This window comes from Kitasatospora sp. NPDC008050 (genome assembly GCF_042957465.1).
Taxonomy (GTDB): domain Bacteria; phylum Actinomycetota; class Actinomycetes; order Streptomycetales; family Streptomycetaceae; genus Kitasatospora.
On the sequence record NZ_JBIBIJ010000018.1, the window covers coordinates 148,388 to 165,335 of the forward strand.

16 protein-coding genes and 1 tRNA gene are annotated in these 16,948 nt (G+C 71.5%); 9 read left to right on the forward strand and 8 right to left on the reverse strand.

The window, feature by feature from the left end:
• The first annotated feature begins 58 nt into the window (after nt 1-58).
• A complete protein-coding gene (locus ACFZB9_RS29140) occupies nt 59-937 on the forward strand; it encodes a rhomboid family intramembrane serine protease (RefSeq protein WP_391452023.1) in 879 nt (292 codons plus the stop codon).
• A gap of 349 nt (nt 938-1,286) precedes the next feature.
• On the opposite strand, the gene crgA is transcribed toward ACFZB9_RS29140, so the two are convergent.
• Nucleotides 1,287-1,538 carry a cell division protein CrgA gene (crgA, locus tag ACFZB9_RS29145; protein ID WP_327068011.1) on the reverse strand — a complete coding sequence of 84 codons (252 nt, stop codon included), beginning with the start codon at nt 1,536-1,538 and terminating at the stop codon, nt 1,287-1,289.
• A gap of 269 nt (nt 1,539-1,807) precedes the next feature.
• Between crgA and ACFZB9_RS29150 the strand changes: the two genes are divergently transcribed.
• The 5 genes from ACFZB9_RS29150 to ACFZB9_RS29170 all read left to right on the forward strand — a co-directional run bounded on the left by ACFZB9_RS29150 (nt 1,808) and on the right by ACFZB9_RS29170 (nt 5,410).
• Nucleotides 1,808-2,476: a DUF881 domain-containing protein gene (locus ACFZB9_RS29150; protein ID WP_391452025.1), complete on the forward strand. Its 669-nt coding sequence runs from the start codon at nt 1,808-1,810 to the stop codon at nt 2,474-2,476.
• A 143-nt stretch (nt 2,477-2,619) separates the two neighbouring features.
• Complete coding sequence (locus tag ACFZB9_RS29155) at nt 2,620-2,784, forward strand: hypothetical protein (RefSeq protein WP_391452027.1); 165 nt, start codon at nt 2,620-2,622, stop codon at nt 2,782-2,784.
• A gap of 59 nt (nt 2,785-2,843) precedes the next feature.
• On the forward strand, nt 2,844-3,506 hold the full coding sequence (locus tag ACFZB9_RS29160; RefSeq protein WP_391452028.1) for an aminodeoxychorismate/anthranilate synthase component II: 663 nt from the start codon (nt 2,844-2,846) through the stop codon (nt 3,504-3,506).
• Between the two features lie 5 nt (nt 3,507-3,511).
• Nucleotides 3,512-4,606 (forward strand): class E sortase, encoded by a 1,095-nt coding sequence (locus tag ACFZB9_RS29165; protein WP_391452030.1) that lies wholly within the window; start codon nt 3,512-3,514, stop codon nt 4,604-4,606.
• A gap of 51 nt (nt 4,607-4,657) precedes the next feature.
• On the forward strand, nt 4,658-5,410 hold the full coding sequence (locus ACFZB9_RS29170; RefSeq protein WP_391452031.1) for a class E sortase: 753 nt from the start codon (nt 4,658-4,660) through the stop codon (nt 5,408-5,410).
• A 91-nt stretch (nt 5,411-5,501) separates the two neighbouring features.
• On the opposite strand, the gene pknB is transcribed toward ACFZB9_RS29170, so the two are convergent.
• From pknB to ACFZB9_RS29195, 5 genes are all read right to left on the reverse strand, one after another.
• Nucleotides 5,502-7,664: a Stk1 family PASTA domain-containing Ser/Thr kinase gene (gene pknB / locus ACFZB9_RS29175; RefSeq protein ID WP_391452033.1), complete on the reverse strand. Its 2,163-nt coding sequence runs from the start codon at nt 7,662-7,664 to the stop codon at nt 5,502-5,504.
• A 295-nt stretch (nt 7,665-7,959) separates the two neighbouring features.
• Entirely contained in the window at nt 7,960-9,420 is a 1,461-nt protein-coding gene (locus ACFZB9_RS29180) for a peptidoglycan D,D-transpeptidase FtsI family protein (RefSeq protein WP_391452035.1), read from the reverse strand.
• 230 nt (nt 9,421-9,650) lie between these two features.
• Entirely contained in the window at nt 9,651-11,357 is a 1,707-nt protein-coding gene (locus tag ACFZB9_RS29185) for a protein phosphatase 2C domain-containing protein (RefSeq protein WP_391452037.1), read from the reverse strand.
• A gap of 98 nt (nt 11,358-11,455) precedes the next feature.
• The gene (locus ACFZB9_RS29190; protein WP_391452039.1) at nt 11,456-12,049 is read right to left on the reverse strand and encodes an FHA domain-containing protein; all 594 of its coding nucleotides are present in this window, start codon (nt 12,047-12,049) and stop codon (nt 11,456-11,458) included.
• An 11-nt stretch (nt 12,050-12,060) separates the two neighbouring features.
• The gene (locus tag ACFZB9_RS29195; RefSeq protein ID WP_391452041.1) at nt 12,061-12,921 is read right to left on the reverse strand and encodes an FhaA domain-containing protein; all 861 of its coding nucleotides are present in this window, start codon (nt 12,919-12,921) and stop codon (nt 12,061-12,063) included.
• A gap of 428 nt (nt 12,922-13,349) precedes the next feature.
• Between ACFZB9_RS29195 and ACFZB9_RS29200 the strand changes: the two genes are divergently transcribed.
• Nucleotides 13,350-13,433, forward strand: a tRNA-Leu gene (locus ACFZB9_RS29200).
• 81 nt (nt 13,434-13,514) lie between these two features.
• Here the strand turns inward: ACFZB9_RS29200 and ACFZB9_RS29205 are convergent.
• Nucleotides 13,515-14,066 carry a potassium channel family protein gene (locus ACFZB9_RS29205; RefSeq protein WP_391452043.1) on the reverse strand — a complete coding sequence of 184 codons (552 nt, stop codon included), beginning with the start codon at nt 14,064-14,066 and terminating at the stop codon, nt 13,515-13,517.
• Nucleotides 14,067-14,158: 92 nt separating this feature from the next.
• On the opposite strand from ACFZB9_RS29205, the gene ACFZB9_RS29210 reads away from it, so the two are divergent.
• On the forward strand, nt 14,159-14,824 hold the full coding sequence (locus ACFZB9_RS29210; RefSeq protein ID WP_391452045.1) for an MOSC domain-containing protein: 666 nt from the start codon (nt 14,159-14,161) through the stop codon (nt 14,822-14,824).
• A gap of 47 nt (nt 14,825-14,871) precedes the next feature.
• On the opposite strand, the gene ACFZB9_RS29215 is transcribed toward ACFZB9_RS29210, so the two are convergent.
• Nucleotides 14,872-15,246, reverse strand: a complete 375-nt coding sequence (locus tag ACFZB9_RS29215; protein WP_391452047.1) for a hypothetical protein — start codon at nt 15,244-15,246, stop codon at nt 14,872-14,874.
• A gap of 328 nt (nt 15,247-15,574) precedes the next feature.
• On the opposite strand from ACFZB9_RS29215, the gene ACFZB9_RS29220 reads away from it, so the two are divergent.
• Nucleotides 15,575-16,903: a hypothetical protein gene (locus tag ACFZB9_RS29220; RefSeq protein ID WP_391452048.1), complete on the forward strand. Its 1,329-nt coding sequence runs from the start codon at nt 15,575-15,577 to the stop codon at nt 16,901-16,903.
• Nucleotides 16,904-16,948: the final 45 nt, after the last annotated feature.

Consider the following 16,948-nt stretch of genomic DNA (forward strand, 5'->3'; position numbering starts at 1 on the left):
GTGACCCTCCGTGTGGCGGAGCGGTACCGGGAACTGTCATGAGGAGGAAGATCCGCAGATGGCCCAGGACGAGGCGGCGGCCGAGGCACACGTGCTGCCGCGCTGCTACCGGCACGCCGACCAGGAGACCGGGGTCAGCTGCTCGCGCTGCGGCCGGCCGATCTGCCCGCAGTGCATGATCGACGCCTCGGTCGGCTTCCACTGCCCGGAGTGCGTGCGCGGTGCGACCGCCGCCCGGCCCGCCCAGGCGCCGACCACCCGGTTCGGCGGCCGGCTCACGGGTGACGGTGCACTGGTGACCAAGATCCTCGTCGGGATCAACCTGGTGGTCTTCCTGCTCGCCGGCTACCTGGACAAGTCGCTGGCCAACCAGTGGGAGCTGTACAGCTACGTCTCGCCGTCCGGGACGGGCTACGGCGTGGCCGCCGGGCCCGACCAGTGGTACCGGCTGCTCACCGCGACCTTCCTGCACACCGCGCCGCTCCACGTCGGTTCCAACATGCTGGCGCTCTGGTGGATGGGTCCCACCCTGGAGCGGGTGCTGGGCCGGGTGCGCTATCTCGCGCTGTACCTGGTCTCGGGGCTGGCCGGCAGTGCGCTGGTCTACCTGGTCGCGGGGTCCGCCGTGGCCTCGCTGGGCGCCTCCGGGGCGATCTTCGGGGTCTTCGGCGCCACCGCCGTGCTCTACCGGGTGGCCCGGCAGCCGCTGGGCCCGGTGATCGCGCTGATCGTCTTCAACCTGGTGATCACCTTCTCGGTGCCGCAGGTCGACTGGCGGGCCCACATCGGCGGGCTGGTCGCGGGCGTGCTGACCGGGATCGGGATGATGTACGCGCCGCGGGCGAACCGGAACCTGGTGCAGGCCGGCACGGTGGTCGTGATGCTGGCCGTGGTGGTCGCGATCGTGTTGGTGGAGTCGGCGCGGCTGACCGGCTGAGCGCCGTCAGCGCCGACGGGGGCGCGTATCGCCGAGTGTGCGCCCCCCAGTGGGGCGCCTGACGTTGTCCACAGCATGCGGTGAACCGCACACAGGCTGTGTGCCGAATGGTGCTCCGGAGGTCGGTCTACGCGTGTCCGTCAGCGAAGTCACCAGGTGGGGACGGGTTTTGGGCCGATCCTCCACAGGCTTCGCCCGGGTGAGTTATCCACAGGATGGGTCGACTTTTCCCCACTGTGGATAACCGTGTGGATAAGCGGTTCGTAGGACTGCGCTTGCACAGCGCGACGAGCCGCCCCACCGGTGCGGCAGCACGGCGGGGCGGCATCAGGGGGTGTTCAGCGGGCGGTTACTTCCACTGCGTGGAGACGCCGAAGCCCGCCGCGATGAAGCCGAAGCCGACCAGGATGTTCCAGTTGCCCCAGGCGTGCACCGGGTAGCTGCTGCTGGTCACGTAGTACGTGACGATCCAGACCAACCCGATCAGGAACAGCCCGAGCATCACGGGGGCCACCCAGCTGCGCCCGGTACTGAGCTTGACGGCAGTGGCCGTCGTCGGCGGGGTGTAGTCGGACTTCTTGCGGAGTCGAGACTTCGGCACGAGGAGCTCTCCTGTCGATGCGCTGTGGACCGCGCAGGGTGCAGCGGGGCTGGGCGGGCGGCTGTGGGACCGGGTCCGTACGGCTCAGGATCCGCACATGCCACCGGCGTCCGTTAGCGTAGTGGCTCGCCGGGTCGGAAGGAGATAAGGGTACGGTGCCTAATTCCTCGATTTCCGGGGACCCTCCCCCGTCGCCGGCCTCGGCTCGACGCGACTCGCCCCGAATTGTCGGTCCTGTCCTGACCTGCGGCGTCTTCGCCCTGGCCGGAATGCTCTTCTACGTCAGCGCGCACGCCGCCCACGGCATCGACCTGAGGACCGACGACTCGCTGCTGCGGCTCGGCGACGTCATACAGCAGCGCAGCAACCAGAACCAGCAGGCCCAGTCCGCCATCTCCGACCAGCAGCAGCGCGCCGACCAGCTCGCCAAGCAGCAGGGCCGCAGCCCCGCCGACGCCGATCTGCTGGCCACCCTCCAGCAGCAGGCGGGCCTCACCCCGCTGCAGGGCCCCGGCCTGACCGTCACCCTGAACGACGCGCCGCCGGACGCCACCGCCCGGATCCCCGGCGTGCCCGAGCCCGGCGTCAACGACCTGGTGATCCATCAGCAGGACATCCAGGCCGTGGTCAACGCGCTGTGGCGGGGCGGCGCCCAGGGCGTCCAGGTGATGGACCAGCGGCTGATCTCCACCAGCGCGGTGCGCTGCGTCGGCAACACGCTGCTGCTGCAGGGCCGGGTCTACTCGCCGCCGTACGTGATCCGGGCCGTGGGCCGGACCACCGACCTGCATGCCGCCGTGGACGCCGACCCCTCGGTGCGCAACTACCTGCAGTACGTCACGGCTTACGGGCTGGGCTGGAAGGTGCAGGAGAACGGCGAGCTGAACCTGCCCGGCTACACCGGCAGCACCGACCTGCACGCCGCCACCGGGCAGTAGCCGCGTCGGGCCCCGGCCGGATCCGGCCGGGAATCGGGCGCTGTCGGGAATCGGGGGAGTGTCGGGAAGATCGGCGACGGCAACCAATCCGCACAGCTTCGAGGTCTACTCTGGTGCCCACCATCCATCACCTAGGGAGCACCATGTACAGCTGGATCTGGCGCCACCTGCCGGGGCACTTCCTGGTGCGGGCCGTCATCTCGCTGCTGTTGATCCTCGGTGTGGTCTACGTGCTCTTCCAGTACGTCTTCCCTTGGGCGGAACCGCTGCTCCCCTTCAACGACGTCACGGTGAACAACGGCGGCTGACCAGCCGCACCGAGCGCCACCGACCCTCGCCCGTCCGCACTCACCCGGAGACAGCACGCATGGCCTCGCCCGACACCGCACCGCGGATCCTCGTGGTGGACAACTACGACAGCTTCGTCTTCAACCTGGTCCAGTACCTCTACCAGCTGGGTGCGACCTGCGAGGTCGTCCGCAACGACGAGTTGACGGTCGATCGGGCGCGGCGCCGCGACGGCGAGCACGGCTATGACGGTGTGCTGCTCTCCCCCGGTCCCGGCGCGCCCGAGGAGGCCGGGGTCTGCATCGACATGGTGCGGCACTGCGCGGAGATCGGGCTGCCGCTCTTCGGGGTGTGCCTGGGCCTGCAGTCGATCGCGGTGGCCTACGGCGCGGTGGTCGGGCGGGCGCCCGAGCTGCTGCACGGCAAGACCTCGCTGGTCAGTCACGAGGACGGCGGGGTCTTCGCGGGCCTGCCCGCGCCGATGACCGCCACCCGCTACCACTCGCTGGCCGTGGTGCCGCAGACCGTGCCCGCCGAGCTGGTGGTCACCGCCCGCACCGACAGCGGTGTCATCATGGGCCTGCGGCACCGGGAACTGCCCGTCGAGGGCGTGCAGTTCCACCCCGAGTCGGTGCTCACCGAGGGAGGGCACCGGATGCTCGCCAACTGGCTGGCCGAGTGTGGCGACCCGGCGGCGATCGACCGTTCGGCCGGGCTCGCCCCGGTGATCGGTCGGGGCTGAGTTCCGTGACGGCGGTGCGCCCGGAGGGGCGCCAGGACGCGTACCAGGGGTACGGCACGCCCGGCGGCGGGACCCCCGGGTACGGGCGGCCGGGCCAGCCGGCCACCGGCAACGGCTCCGGCCCGTACGGCGGCGCCCCGGAGCCCGACAGCTGGGGCGTCTACGACCCGGCGCAGTCGGCCGACCAGTCCACGGCCGAGCAGCCCGCCTACCCGTGGCTGGCCGACCAGACGCTGCAGCTGCGCACGATATCGGCCGCTCCGGCGGGCCCGGCCGAGGCCCAGGCCGCCGACACCGGGCGGGCCGAGCGGCGCCGCGCGCAGGGCGGAATGACGGTCCGCTCCGGCACCGGGCGCCGCCGGGCCAGTGGCCGGCGCGGCCCGGTGGCGCGGCCCAAGGAGCGCAAGCGGGTGCTGCTGGCCCGCGCGGTGGGCGAGCTGTTCATCACGCTCGGCCTGGTGATGCTGCTCTTCGTCGCCTACCAGCTGTGGTGGACCAACGTGCAGGCCAACGCCGACTCGAACGCCGCTCGCAGCAAGCTGGAGCAGCAGTGGGCCGCTCCCGCCGCGCCCGCGCCCACCCCCTCGCCCGGCGCGTCCAACACGCCCGCGCCCACCTTCACACCCGGCAAGGGCTTCGCGATCATCCACGTGCCCAAGATCGGTCTGGTCGACCCGATCGCCGAGGGCACCGACACCACGACCGTGCTGGACCACGGCCTGGTCGGCCACTACACCGGCACCGCGATGCCCTCGGACGCCAGCGGCAACTTCGCCGTCGCCGGCCACCGCACCACGCACGGCCAGCCGTTCCGCAAGCTCGCCCAGCTCTCCCCCGGCGACAAGATCGTCGTGGAGACCCAGACGGACTACTACACCTACGAGGTGGAGGGCGGGATCCCGATGACCCCGCCGGGCAACGTGTCGGTGCTGCAGTCAATCCCCAAGGGCTCCCCGTTCACCCAAGCGGGTCGCTACATCACCATGACCACCTGTACGCCGGAGTTCAGTGCCCAGGGACGGCTCATCGTCTTTGGCAAGATGGTGGACGACCGGCCGCGCAGCCAGGGGCTGCCGTCGGCGCTGCAGAGCGGCCAGTAGAGACGGGCCGTCACACCGGGCGCCGCAGCCGGACGAGCGAGCGGAGCCAGCGTGACGGACCTGTCGCACCAGCCGGTCGACGATGCTTCGGCGGCCGACCCGCCGCGCCGGCGCCGTTCGCGCGTCGCGGCGGTGCTCGGGCTCCTCGGTGAGCTGCTGATCACGGCCGGCCTGGTGCTGGCGCTCTTCGTCGGCTACTCGCTCTGGTGGACCGATCTGCTGGCGGAGCGTCAGGCGCACCAGGCCGGTGACCGGCTGCGGCAGGTCTGGTCGGCGCCCGCGGCCGGGGCGCCGGCCCCGGCGGTGCCCTACCAGGCCGGTGACGGGGTCGGCTTCCTGCACGTGCCCGCGCTCGGCAAGGACTACCAGGTGCTGATCAAGCTGGGCACCGGTCCCGAGGTGCTCAACGAGGGCGTGGCGGGCGTCTACCAGCAGCCCTACCGCGCGGCGATGCCCTGGGACCCGAGCGGCAACTTCGCCCTGGCCGCCCACCGGGACGGCCACGGCGCGAAGTTCCACGACCTGGACGCGCTCGACAAGGGCGACGCGGTGGTGGTGGAGACCCGCGACCACTGGTACGTCTACCGGGTCGACGCGACCCTGCCGGAGACCAGCAAGTACGACGTCGGCGTCATCGCCCCGGTCCCCGAGGGTTCGGGCTACACCAAGCCGGGCCACTACATCACGCTGACCACCTGCACGCCGGTCTACACCTCCCGCTACCGGATGGCGGTCTGGGGCAGCCTGGTGCGGGTGGACCAGGTGGACGCGAGCCGCACCCCGCCGCCGGAGCTGCGGGACTGAGCGCCGGGCCCCCGGGCGGGCCACGCGAAGGGCCCTGGACGACCACGGTCGTCCAGGGCCCTTCGCGTGGCTCACGGCGTCACATCAGGGCTTAGTTCCCCCCGTTGTTCCCGTTCCCCCCCGGTGGTGAGAAGGGGAACCCGAAGGAGGGGAAGGAGGCGCCGGAGGGACCCCCTTTGGCCGGCGTGGCGGGGGGCGACGCGGGGGCCGCCTGGGTGGTGAGCTGCACCGTCGAGTTCGGGTCGACCAGGGTGCCCGACGCCGGGGTGCTGTTGATCACGAGGGCGTTGTCGTCCTGCGGGCCCGAGACCACGCTCGGGGTCAGGTGCAGCGCGCTGAGCGCCGCGAAGGCGTCCTTGTAGGTCTTGCCGACCAGGATCGGCACGTTGACCTTCGCCGGCGCGGTGTAGATCGTCAGCGTGATCGGGGCGCTCTTGGAGGCCTTGGTGCCGGCCGCCGGGGTCTGCGAGGCGACCGTGCCGACCGCCTGGGTGGTGGGATCGGTGACCGGAGTGGTCTTCGAGGTGCTGTCGATCGTGGTGAAGCCCTGGCCCTGGAGGGCCGTGACGGCCGCCTGCGCGGGCTGGCCGACCACGCTGCTGATCGCGATCTTGCCCGGGCCCGACGAGACGGTCAGGGTGACCGGGGTGTTCGGGTCGGCCTTGGCGCCGCCCGCCGGGCTCTGCGAGATCACCGAGTCCTGCGGGATGGTGTCGTCGTTGGCGTACTGCAGCGGCGCGACCGTGAAGCCGGCCGCGGTCAGCGCCTGCGAGGCGGCGTCCTTGGGCTGGCCGGTCACCGTCGGGACGGGGCTCTGGCCGGGGCCGCTGGAGAGCTGGACGGTGATCTGGCCGTTGGAGGCCAGCTGCGCGCCGGCCGCCGGGTTCTGCTGGCAGACCAGGTCCTTGGCGACGTTCCCGCAGGGGATCGGGTCGCCCTGGGTCACGGTCAGCTTGGCGTTGGTGGCGTGCGCGGCGGTGGTGGCGTCGGCCATGCTCTTGCCGGTCAGGGTGGGCACGGTGATCTGGCTGCTGCCACCGCCGCTGTTGGTCTTGAACATGACCGAGGCCACGAAGAACGAGCCGACCAGGACACACACCGCGGCGATGGCCAGGATGATCCAGGAGGCGTTGCTCTTCTTCGGCGGGTCCTCGCGCCGGCGGCTGCCGCGCGGGCCGTCGTCGTACCCGTCGGGGCTGTACGCGCTGTCGTCGTAGCCGTTGCCGGGGCCGCCCTGCTGGTAGCCCTGCTGGCCCACCGGCGAGAGCATGGTGGTCGGCGCGGAGCCGGGGCCGCCCTGCTGGGGCAGCAGGTTGGTCTGGCCGTAGGGGTCGTGCTCGGCGGGGTAGCCGTTCTGGTCGTAGCCGTAGCCACCCATGCCGTACGCGGCGGCCTGCTGGGCGGCGGCCACCGGGAGGCCGTCGAGGAAGCGCTCGATGTCGTCGCGCATCTCGTCGGCGCTCTGGTAGCGGTAGTCCCGCTCCTTGGCCAGCGCCTTGAGCACGATCGCGTCGACCTCGGGGCGCACCTCGGGGTCGTAGACCGAGGGCGGCTGGGCCTCCTCGCGCACGTGCTGGTAGGCCACCGCGACCGGCGAGTCGCCGATGAACGGCGGGCGCACGGTGAGCAGCTCGTAGAGCAGGCAGCCGGTGGAGTAGAGGTCGGAGCGCGCGTCCACCGTCTCGCCCTTGGCCTGCTCGGGCGAGAGGTACTGCGCGGTGCCGATCACCGCGGAGGTCTGGGTCATCGTCATCCCGGCGTCGCCCATGGCGCGCGCGATGCCGAAGTCCATCACCTTGACGTTGCCCTGCCGGGTGAGCATCACGTTGGCGGGCTTGATGTCGCGGTGCACGATGCCGGCCCGGTGCGAGTACTCCAGGGCCTGCAGGATGCCGATGGTCATCTCCAGCGCGCGCTCGGGCAGCAGCCGGCGCCCGGAGTGCAGCAGCTCGCGCAGGGTGGAGCCCTCGACGTACTCCATCACGATGTACGGGATGGAGATGCCGTCGATGTAGTCCTCGCCGGTGTCGTACACGGCGACGATCGCGGGGTGGTTCAGCGAGGCGGCGGACTGCGCCTCGCGGCGGAACCGGGCCTGGAACGACGGATCCCGGGCCATGTCGGCCCGGAGCGTCTTCACTGCGACGGATCGGCCGAGCCGGGTGTCATGGGCGAGGTAGACCTCGGCCATGCCACCGCGTCCGAGGACGCCGCCGAGCTCGTACCTGCCGCCTAGGCGACGAGGCTCTTCCATAGTTCCGGCCCTCTCCCTCACCGGCCGGTGAGGATATGACGTAGGTGTCCCCGCACATTGCTGTAGTGACGCTGCCCTTGCCACGGTGGTTCTGTGACGTCGGTCGCCGGACCCCGGCGGGCCACCTGACCGAGCCGCGGGCACACCCGCCGCTTGCGGATACGCTACCGGTCGCCGTAGCGACAACTCGACACGCCCGCCAGCTGAGACCAGACCGGTATCCGAGCGCCTGCCCGATGGGGCAGGGCGATCCACATCTGCTCCGGCGCCGGAGCACCAGCCCGACGCTCAAGCCCTAGTGCCCGATCACCGCCTGCATGACGGACTTCGCGATCGGTGCGGCGATGCTGCCGCCGCTGATCTCGTCGCTGGTCGCGGCGCCGTCCTCGACCACCACGGCCACGGCGACCGGGATGTCGTTGCCCACCTTGGCGTACGAGACGAACCAGGCGAACGGCAGGCCCTTGGCGTCGGTGCCGTGCTGGGCGGTGCCGGTCTTGCCGCCGACCTCGACGCCGGGGATCTGGGCCAGCCTGCCGGTGCCGTTCTGCACCACGGCGACCATCATCTGCTGCAGCTTCTGGGCGGTGGCCGGGCTGACCGCCTGGTCCATCTCCTTGGGGGTGTGCTTGGAGAGCACGCTGCCGCTGCCCGTCTTCTCCTGGTCCACCAGGTACGGCTGCATCAGCTTGCCGTTGTTGGCCACCGCGGCGGCGACCATGGCCATCTGCAGCGGGGTCGCGGCGGTGTTGTGCTGGCCGATGGCGTCCATCGCGGTGCCGTCGGGCGTGGAGTCACTGGGGAAGGTGCTCGCCGCGGAGCGGATCGGGGTGTCCACCGTGGCGTTGAAGCCGAACTTGTTGGCCTGCGCGAGCAGCTTCTCCTCGCCGAGGTCGGCGCCGAGCTTGCCGTAGACGGTGTTGCAGGAGATCGCGAAGGCGTCGATCAGGGTGGCCTGCCCGCACGCCTCGCCGTCGCTGTCGTTGTGCAGCTCGCGGGTGGTGCCCGGCAGGATGTAGTGGTCGGGGGTGTCGGTCTGGTCGGTCGGGTTCTGGTACTTGCCGGTCTCGAACGCGGTGGCGGCGGTGACGATCTTGAACGTCGAGCCCGGCGGGTAGGTCTCCTTGAGGGCCCGGTCCAGCATCGGCTGGTTCGGGTCGCTGAGCAGGGCGCTGTAGGCCTTGCCGTCCGCGGTGCTGCTGCCCGCGAAGGTGCTCGGGTCGTAGGACGGGGTGGAGACCAGGGCCAGGATCGCGCCGGTGCGCGGGTCGATGGCCACCGCGGCGCCCTTCTTGTCCCCCAGGCCCTGGAAGGCGGCCTGCTGGGCCTTGGCGTTGATCGTGGTGATCACGTCCCCGCCCTGCTTCTTGCCGCCGGTCAGCATGTCCATCGTGTCGTTGACGAAGAGCCGGTCGTCGGTGCCGCCGAGCACGGGGTCCTCAAGGGCCTCCAGGCCGGTGCTGCTGTAGACCTGGGAGTTGTAGCCGGTGATCGGGGCGTACAGCGGACCGTTCTTCCAGTCGATCTTGTACTTGTACTTGATGCTGGTCGTGGCGCTGGACCCGGTCATCGGCTGGCCGTCGGCGGTGATCACGTTGCCGCGCGGATAGGAGTACTCGTCGAACTTGACCCGCTGGTTGTGCGAGTTGTCGGCGTAGGAGTCGGCGACCACGGCCTGGATCCAGTTGGCGCGCAGCAGCAGCGCGAAGACCAGGACCATGCAGAAGACGGAGACCCGTCGGATGGGCTTGTTCAAGAGACGCGGTCCCCTCCTCGTTGGCGCGCGCGGCGTGCTCGCCGCCCGTAGGTGCGGCGGGAGTCATTCAACCGCACTAACCCTTACGCCCCGACCGGGCGGGTCGGTTCCGTGGGCGTCGCACACCGGTCGGTGACGAGGCGATGCGACGGACCGTCAGGTGCGCGACCGGCCGAGGCGGGCGGCGATGCCGCGCGCCGGGCTGCCCGGCCGCGCACCCGTGGGGTTCGTCAGGAGCAGTTCCCGGCCAGCTTCTGCTCGTCCGCGGTGAGCGGCGGCGGCCCCGCAGGGGTGCTCGGCGCGGCCGGCGGCGTGCTCTGCGCCGGGGTGCTCGGGCTGGGGCTGCTGGGCTGGGTCGGCTGGCCGGGGGTGGCCGTGGCCGAGGGCGCCGCGGGTGAGGCGCCCACCTTGGGTGAGGCGTGGTACGAGGCGCTGGTCGCCGTGGCGCCGGGTGCCGTGGTGGGCTGCTTGAGCTTGTGGCAGACCGAGGCCTGGGCCTCGAAGTCCCGCGCCCGCTGGGTGGCGGCGTCCAGGCTGTTCGCCGAGACGGTGTTCTTGACCTGGGACTGCTGGTAGGCGGGCAGGTCGGCGAGCGTGGCGTCCGGGAAGTCCTGGTGCACCGAGGAGAGGTTCAGCCCGGCCAGGTTCTGGTTGACGCCCTGGTAGACGGCGACATGGCCGTCGTGGTCGCCCACGTAGTACTGGCCCTGGGTCCACTGGTACCCGGCGTAGGCGGCGCCGCCGACCAGGCCGATCGCCACCGCGGTGATCGCCGAGCGGCGGAACCAGCGGCGCTTGCGCGGCTGCTCGGCGGGCGGCGTCCGGTACTCCTCCGCGGCGCGGTAGCCCTCGGCGTCGTACTCGCCCTCCGGCGCGCCGAAGCCCTCGGCCGGGTGGCCGGCGGGGCCGTAGCCCTCGGGCGCCTGGGGGTAGCCGGGCTGGCCGTAGCCCTCCTGGTAGCCCTCCGACGACGCCTCGCCGTAGCCCGCTTCGCCGTAGCCCTGGGCCGGGCCGAAGCCGCCCGGGGCGCCGCCGTAGCCGTCGGCCGGTCCGAAGGCGCCCTGCGGGGGCTGCTGCGGGCGGCCGAGCCCGGCCGCACGCCCGGCCGGGGTGTCGATGATCGCGTTGTCCAGCGCGGTGCCGTGCGGCCCCTCGGCCACCGCGCCGACCACCACGGGAGTGGCGACGAACTGGCCGCTGAGGGTGTCGCTGGGGCCCACGTCGAGCACGTCGGCCACGATGCAGGTGATGTTGTCCGGGCCGCCGCCGCGCAGCGCGAGCTGGATCAGCTCCTGGATGGTCGGCTCGGGCGCGTAGAAACTGCCGAGCGTCTCTTCGAGGGTCTGGTGGCTGACCGGGCCCGACAGGCCGTCGGAGCAGATCAGATAGCGGTCCCCGGCCCGCACCTCACGGATCGACAGATCGGGCTCGACCTGGCCGCGCCCGTCCAGCGCGCGCATCAGCAGGGAGCGCTGCGGGTGGGTCTCGGCCTCCTCCGCGGTGATCCGGCCCTCGTCGACCAGGCGCTGCACCCAGGTGTGGTCCTGGGTGATCTGGGACAGCGAGCCGTCCCGCAGCAGGTAGGCGCGCGAGTCGCCGACGTGCACCAGGCCCATCCGCTCGCCGGTCCACAGCAGCGCGGTGAGCGTGCAGCCCATGCCCTCCAGCTGCGGGTCCTGCTCCACCATCAGGCGCAGCCGGTCGTTGGCGCCCTGGACGGCATCGTTCAGCAGGGTCAGCAGATCGGCGTTCGGGTCCGACTCGTCCAGCGCGATGATCGCGCTGAGCGCCTCGGAGGAGGCGACCTCACCGGCCGCCGCGCCACCCATCCCGTCGGCCACCGCCAGCAACCGGGGCCCGGCATAGCCGGAGTCCTCGTTTCCCTCGCGGATCAGGCCTTTGTGGGAACCCGCGGCGAAACGCAGCACGAGGCTCATACGGTGCGTGCCCCCCTCTGGGCCTCGCGCAGGGCGCAGGCAGCCGTGGTGCTGCCGTCCCGGCTGGTCATGGACGGGGTGCTGTCCCTCATGCGCTACTACTTCCGCAGTTCGATGACGGTCCTGCCGATACGGATCGGCATTCCCACCTGCAGTGGCGTCGGCGTGGTCAACCGCTGCCGGTCAAGATAGGTGCCGTTGGTGGAGCCTAGATCCTCCACGGTCCACTGCCCAGTCTGATCGGGGTAGATCCTGGCATGGCGCGAGGAGGCGTAGTCGTCATCGAGCACGATGGTGGAGTCGTGGGCCCGCCCGAGCGTGATGACCTGGCCCTGCAGCGCGACCGTGGTGCCGGCCAGTGCGCCCTCCACCACGACCAGCTGGGTCGGCGCTCCGCGCCGGCCGCCCTCGGCCGCCGGCTGCCGGCCGCGGCCGTTCGACCGCTGACCGCCCTGGGTCGCCTCGCGTCCGCTCGGCGCGCTGGGCTGCTGGCGCACGGGAGTGCCCGCTGCCCCGGCGGCTCCCGCTGCCGCGGCGGGCGTGGCCGCCGTGCGCGCCGCTCGCCGGCCGACCTTGGCGGTGGCCTTGGCACCGAACAGGTCGCCGCGGATCACCTGCACCGCGACGATGACGAACAGCCACAGCACGGCCAGAAATCCCAGCCGTAGGACTGTCAGAGTCAGTTCGGACACCGGAGCTCGCCCTACCCTTCGACCTGTCGGTAGATGATCGTCGTGGAGCCCACGACAATCCGCGAGCCGTCGCGGAGCGTAGCGCGCTGGGTGTGCTGTCCGTCCACCACGATGCCGTTGGTGGAGCCCAGGTCGAGCACCATGGCCGGGTTGCCGGGGCGGATCTCGGCGTGCTTGCGCGAGACACCCGGGTCGTCGATCCGCACGTCGGCCTCGGTGGAGCGGCCCAGCACGCAGGCGTTGCCGGTGATCTGATGCCGGGTCCCGTTGACCTCGATCCAGCGCCGGGTGCCCGCGCCGGTGCCGGCCCCCGGGAAGGGCCGCACATTGCTCTGGCCGCCGCCGACGGGCGGCGCGGACGGCACGGCGGGCGGAGCGCTCGGGGCGGGCGGCGGACCGGCGTACGTCGGTGCGCTGCTCTGCTGCCACGGTGCGCTGGGCTCCTCCGCCGGGCCGCGGCCGTACGCCGGTGGCGCGGGGGCGGGCGGCTCGGGGGTCTCACCGGCCAGCGTGCGGCTGCGCACCCGGTACAGACCGGTGTCCAGGTCGTCGGCCCGTTCCAGGTTCACCTGCAGCGGCCCGAGGAAGCTGTAGCGCTGCGCCTCGGCGTACTCCAGCACCATGCCGGAGAGTTCCTGGCCGAGCTGGCCGGCGTAGGGGCTCAGCCGCTCGTAGTCGTGCGGGCTGAGTTCGACGATGAAGTCGTTGGGCACCACGGTGCGGTCGCGGTTCCAGATAGTGGCGTTGTTGTCGCACTCACGCTGCAGCGCTCCGGCGATCTCCACCGGCTGGACCTCGGACTTGAACACCTTGGCGAAGGTGCCGTTCACGAGACCCTCGAGTCGCTGCTCGAACTTCTTCAGGACTCCCACTGGGCACCCCCTTCCACAGGGCTCTCGGCTTCCGGCTCGGGCCGAGGGGGCCCGATTGCGGTACTTCCGTACTGATCGTATCCACGCCGCGGCCATCTGTACGGTTCCCCGGCCGCCGGACAACGGGGCGTGCGCTTGCGCACACCCTGTCTGCTCGGGTGGTCCTGGTGCAACGAGAGGTACCCCCGGGCGGGGGCCCTCATCCCTGGCTCACCCGTTCGCCAGGCCGTTCGAGTGGCGGGTCCGGGACAGCTGTGCAGGTCGGGGCCGGGGATGGATTCGTAGGTTCCCCGTGGACCGTGCTAATGTTTTCCATGTCGGAAGGGGCGCCCGAGAGGGAGCCGAAACCGGCCGAGTGAGAAGCGAAGCGGGTCCAAACCGGTTCGACCTCACCCGGACGATCGGTTAGCATCTACGACAACACCCATGCGCGGGTGGCGGAATAGGCAGACGCGCTGGATTCAGGTTCCAGTGCCCGAAAGGGCGTGGGGGTTCAACTCCCCCCTCGCGCACAGTGAGACAGGGTCTCACCGAGATGACGGAAGTCATCGAGGTGGGGCCCTTTCTCGTATGCGCCGGTCCGCTGTGCGAGCTCAACCGGATCCGTGCTTCTTGTGCGGGGCCCCGCCGTGCCGCTGCCGGGCCCGCTCGCCGAGCCGGCCGCGCAGGTACTGGCCCACCGCGGTGGCTCCGGCGGTGAGGAAGACCAGGGTGTAGAGGATCTGCAGCATCACCACCACCCGGGCCGACTGGCCGAGCGGGGCGATGTCGCCGTAGCCGACCGTCGACATGGTGATCACGGTGAAGTAGAGGGCGTCGATCCGGGTGGACAGGCCCTTGAACTCGCCCGGATCGCGGGCCAGTGAGAGATAGGCGCCCGCGAAGACCAGCAGGGCCACCAGACTCAGCAGCGGGATGCCGAGACCGGGCCGGCCGCGCGGGGAGCCCACCACGATCAGCTGGATCTCGCGCAGCAGCAACCCGGCCAGCGTGGCCTGCAGCAGGGCGAAGACCGACCAGCTGAGCACGGGGTGCTCGGGGCCGAAGGTGCCGAGCGGCACGGTGAAGAAGACGACCAGCAGCAGTGGTGCACTGGCCGCCAGCAGTAGCCGGGGCCAGCGGGCGGCGCGGGACGGCGAGTCCATGAGGCCCAGCCTGGGGGCCGGGGCGGGGTGGGGCCCGGCCTGCTGGGCCGCCCGGGGGAGGCGGCGCCGGCCGGGCGGCGATAATTGGACCCATGAAGTCGAGCGCCTTCGTCCGGTCCGTGAACATCGGGTCGGCCACCCTGACCGAGTTCTCCGACATGGGGACCACCGGGATCGACAAGCGGCCGGTCAACGGCCCGATCGAGGTGGTCGCGCCGGTCTCGGGCAGCGCGCTGGCCGGCGACGCGATCTGCGACCTGCGCCACCACGGCGGCCCGGACCAGGCGGTCTACGCCTACGCCTGGGAGGACCTGCTCGGCTGGGCCCCGGAGCTGGGGCGTGAGGTCACGCCCGGGCTGTTCGGCGAGAACCTCACCACCGAGGGCCTGGAGGTGAACGGCGCGCTGATCGGCGAGCGTTGGCAGCTGGGGCCGAGCCTGGTCCTGCAGGTGACCGTGCCGCGGATCCCGTGCCGCACCTTCGCGGGGTGGCTGGGCGAACGGGGCTGGGTGAAGCGCTTCACCCAGCGGGCGCTGCCCGGCGCCTACCTGCGGGTGCTCACCCCGGGGGCGGTCCGGGCCGGCGATCCGGTACGGGTGCTGCACCGTCCGGGGCACGGGGTGACCGTGGCCACCGTGTACCGGGCGCTGACCCTGGAGCCGGAGCTGCTGCCGCTGTTGCTCGACGTGCCCGAGCTGCCCGAGGCCACCCGGGACCGGGTGCGGCAGCGGACGGCGGCCGCACGGGAAGGTGCCTGAGCCCGGGCGGGTGCCGGCGGGGGCGGGTGCCGACGGGGGCGGACGGGTCAGATGGTCAGTTCGCTCTCGATCCGGTGGACGCGGTGACGGGCCATGGCGAGGTTGGCCCGGGCCCGGTCCAGCACCAGATAGAGGAAGAGGCCCTGGCCGCCGGAGCCGGTGAGCGGCCGCACCAGGTGGTACTGGCGGGTGAGTGTGGTGAGGATGTCCTCCATGGCCTCGCCGGCCCGCCCCTGCAGCTCGGCCGCGCGCAGGGTGGCACGGACGACGTCGGTGCTGCCGGCCGCCGCGAGGGTCAGGTCGAGGTCGTTCGCGTGGCCCAGCGAGCCGAGCGTCATCCCGCTGCCGATGTCCACCAGGGCTGCCCCGAGGGCGCCTTCGATGGTCATCGCCTCCTTGAGCGCACTGTCGACACCGGCCATCGGGCCTCCCAGGGATCGTTGGACCAAGAGATCGTTCGGGTACTCCCGAGGGTAGGGAACCGGATGGGGACGGTCCGCCGACTGGTCGATATTGACCGATATTTGATGAAATCATCGCTAACTGGACTGCTGGAATGGGCATTTATTGACAGAGGTTGATCGCGATCGGATTGACCGGAAGTCAAACTCGTGGGCAGATAACAAATCCAGTACGAAGGCGATCGCTATGCGGAATGACGGCATCCGCTAGCTATGGTGATCCGGCGCCGGGGGATGGCCTTAGCGCTGACGCGGCCGCAGCAGGCCGCTTCGCATGCAGGATGGTTTCGTGAAACTCGCTCGTACGGCGGCGCTCTCTCTCGCCGCGCTCGGTCTGACCTCGCTCCAGCTGGCTCTCGGAGCAGCGGCCCAGGCCGACGATCTGGGTGGCCTCACCCTTCAGCAGTGGTCCGGGTACAACCCCGGGCAGCAGTCCGAGGTGATGGCTCCGGGCGACCATGAGGACGAGGCGATCTGGGTCAGCGGCCCGGCCGGTTCCCCGGTCAACGCCAAGGTCCTGGTCGCGGTCAAGCCGGTGGGTGCCCAGAGCCCCGCGCTGCCCAAGGGCGTCACGTTGACCTTCCCGACCGGCAGCTGCACGCCGGCCGTGCCCGGCACGGACCCGGCCCAGGCCGCCGCGTTCCTGTGCGACATGGCCGCGCCCGCCACGGGCCCCACCATCCCGCCCGGCCCGCCGACCAGCACCGCGGCCGCCCGCGCCGATGTCGATGTCCAGATCGGCGCCGGCACTCCGGACGCGACGAAGATCGAGCTTTCCCAGACCCTGGTCCCGCACGGCGACACCACCCTCGCCCAGGTGGAGGCCGACCAGCAGGCCGGCAAGATCACCCAGACCGGCAGCCACCTGTTGGAGGTCGAGTCGAAGGAGCGCGCCGCCCAGGACAAGAGCACCTTCCAGCTCAGTGACTTCACGGCGGGGCAGAGCGTGGTGCAGACCGTCAAGCTGCACTCCGTCGACAACTCGGACGTGGTGGTCACGGCCGACGACGCCGTCGCCGGGCAGACCTGGTACCCGTCCCCCAAGGAGCAGATCGACCTGCCGCAGGGGCTCGACATGCTCTCGGCCACCGCGGACAACGGTGTCAGCTGCAAGGCGACGCCGGTGGCCTACCAGCACACCACGCCGGTCGAGGGCCGTGAGCTGGCCATCTGCCACATGGTCCCTGGTGACGCCACGCTGAAGCTCACCTTCAAGGCGGACGCCGCGTTGCAGACCACCCAGGTGAAGCTGCACAGCGGCTACGCCGTCTATGCCTCCAAGCCGTACGAGGACCCGTTCAGCGACGCCACCGGCACCTTCACGGTGAACGCCGCCCCGGCCGCCGCCACCAGCGCCGCGCCGAGCAGCCCGGCCGCGTCCGTCCCGGCCGCGTCCGTCCCGGCCGCCGCCGCGACGCCGTCGGCTGCCGCCTCGCAGCCGGCCGCCGCTGCCGCCGCGACGCCGTCGGCCTCCGCCAAGCCGTCCGCCGCCGGTGCCCAGAGCCTGGCGTTCACCGGTGCGGCCGGCACGGTGACCTACGCCGTCGGTGGCGCCGTGGTGCTGGCCGCCGGCGCGGGCATCCTGGTGGCGACCCGCCGCCGGAGCGCCCGAGGCTGACCGCTTTTCCGTAGGGCCGCTCCCGCAGGGCCGGTCGGCGTGACG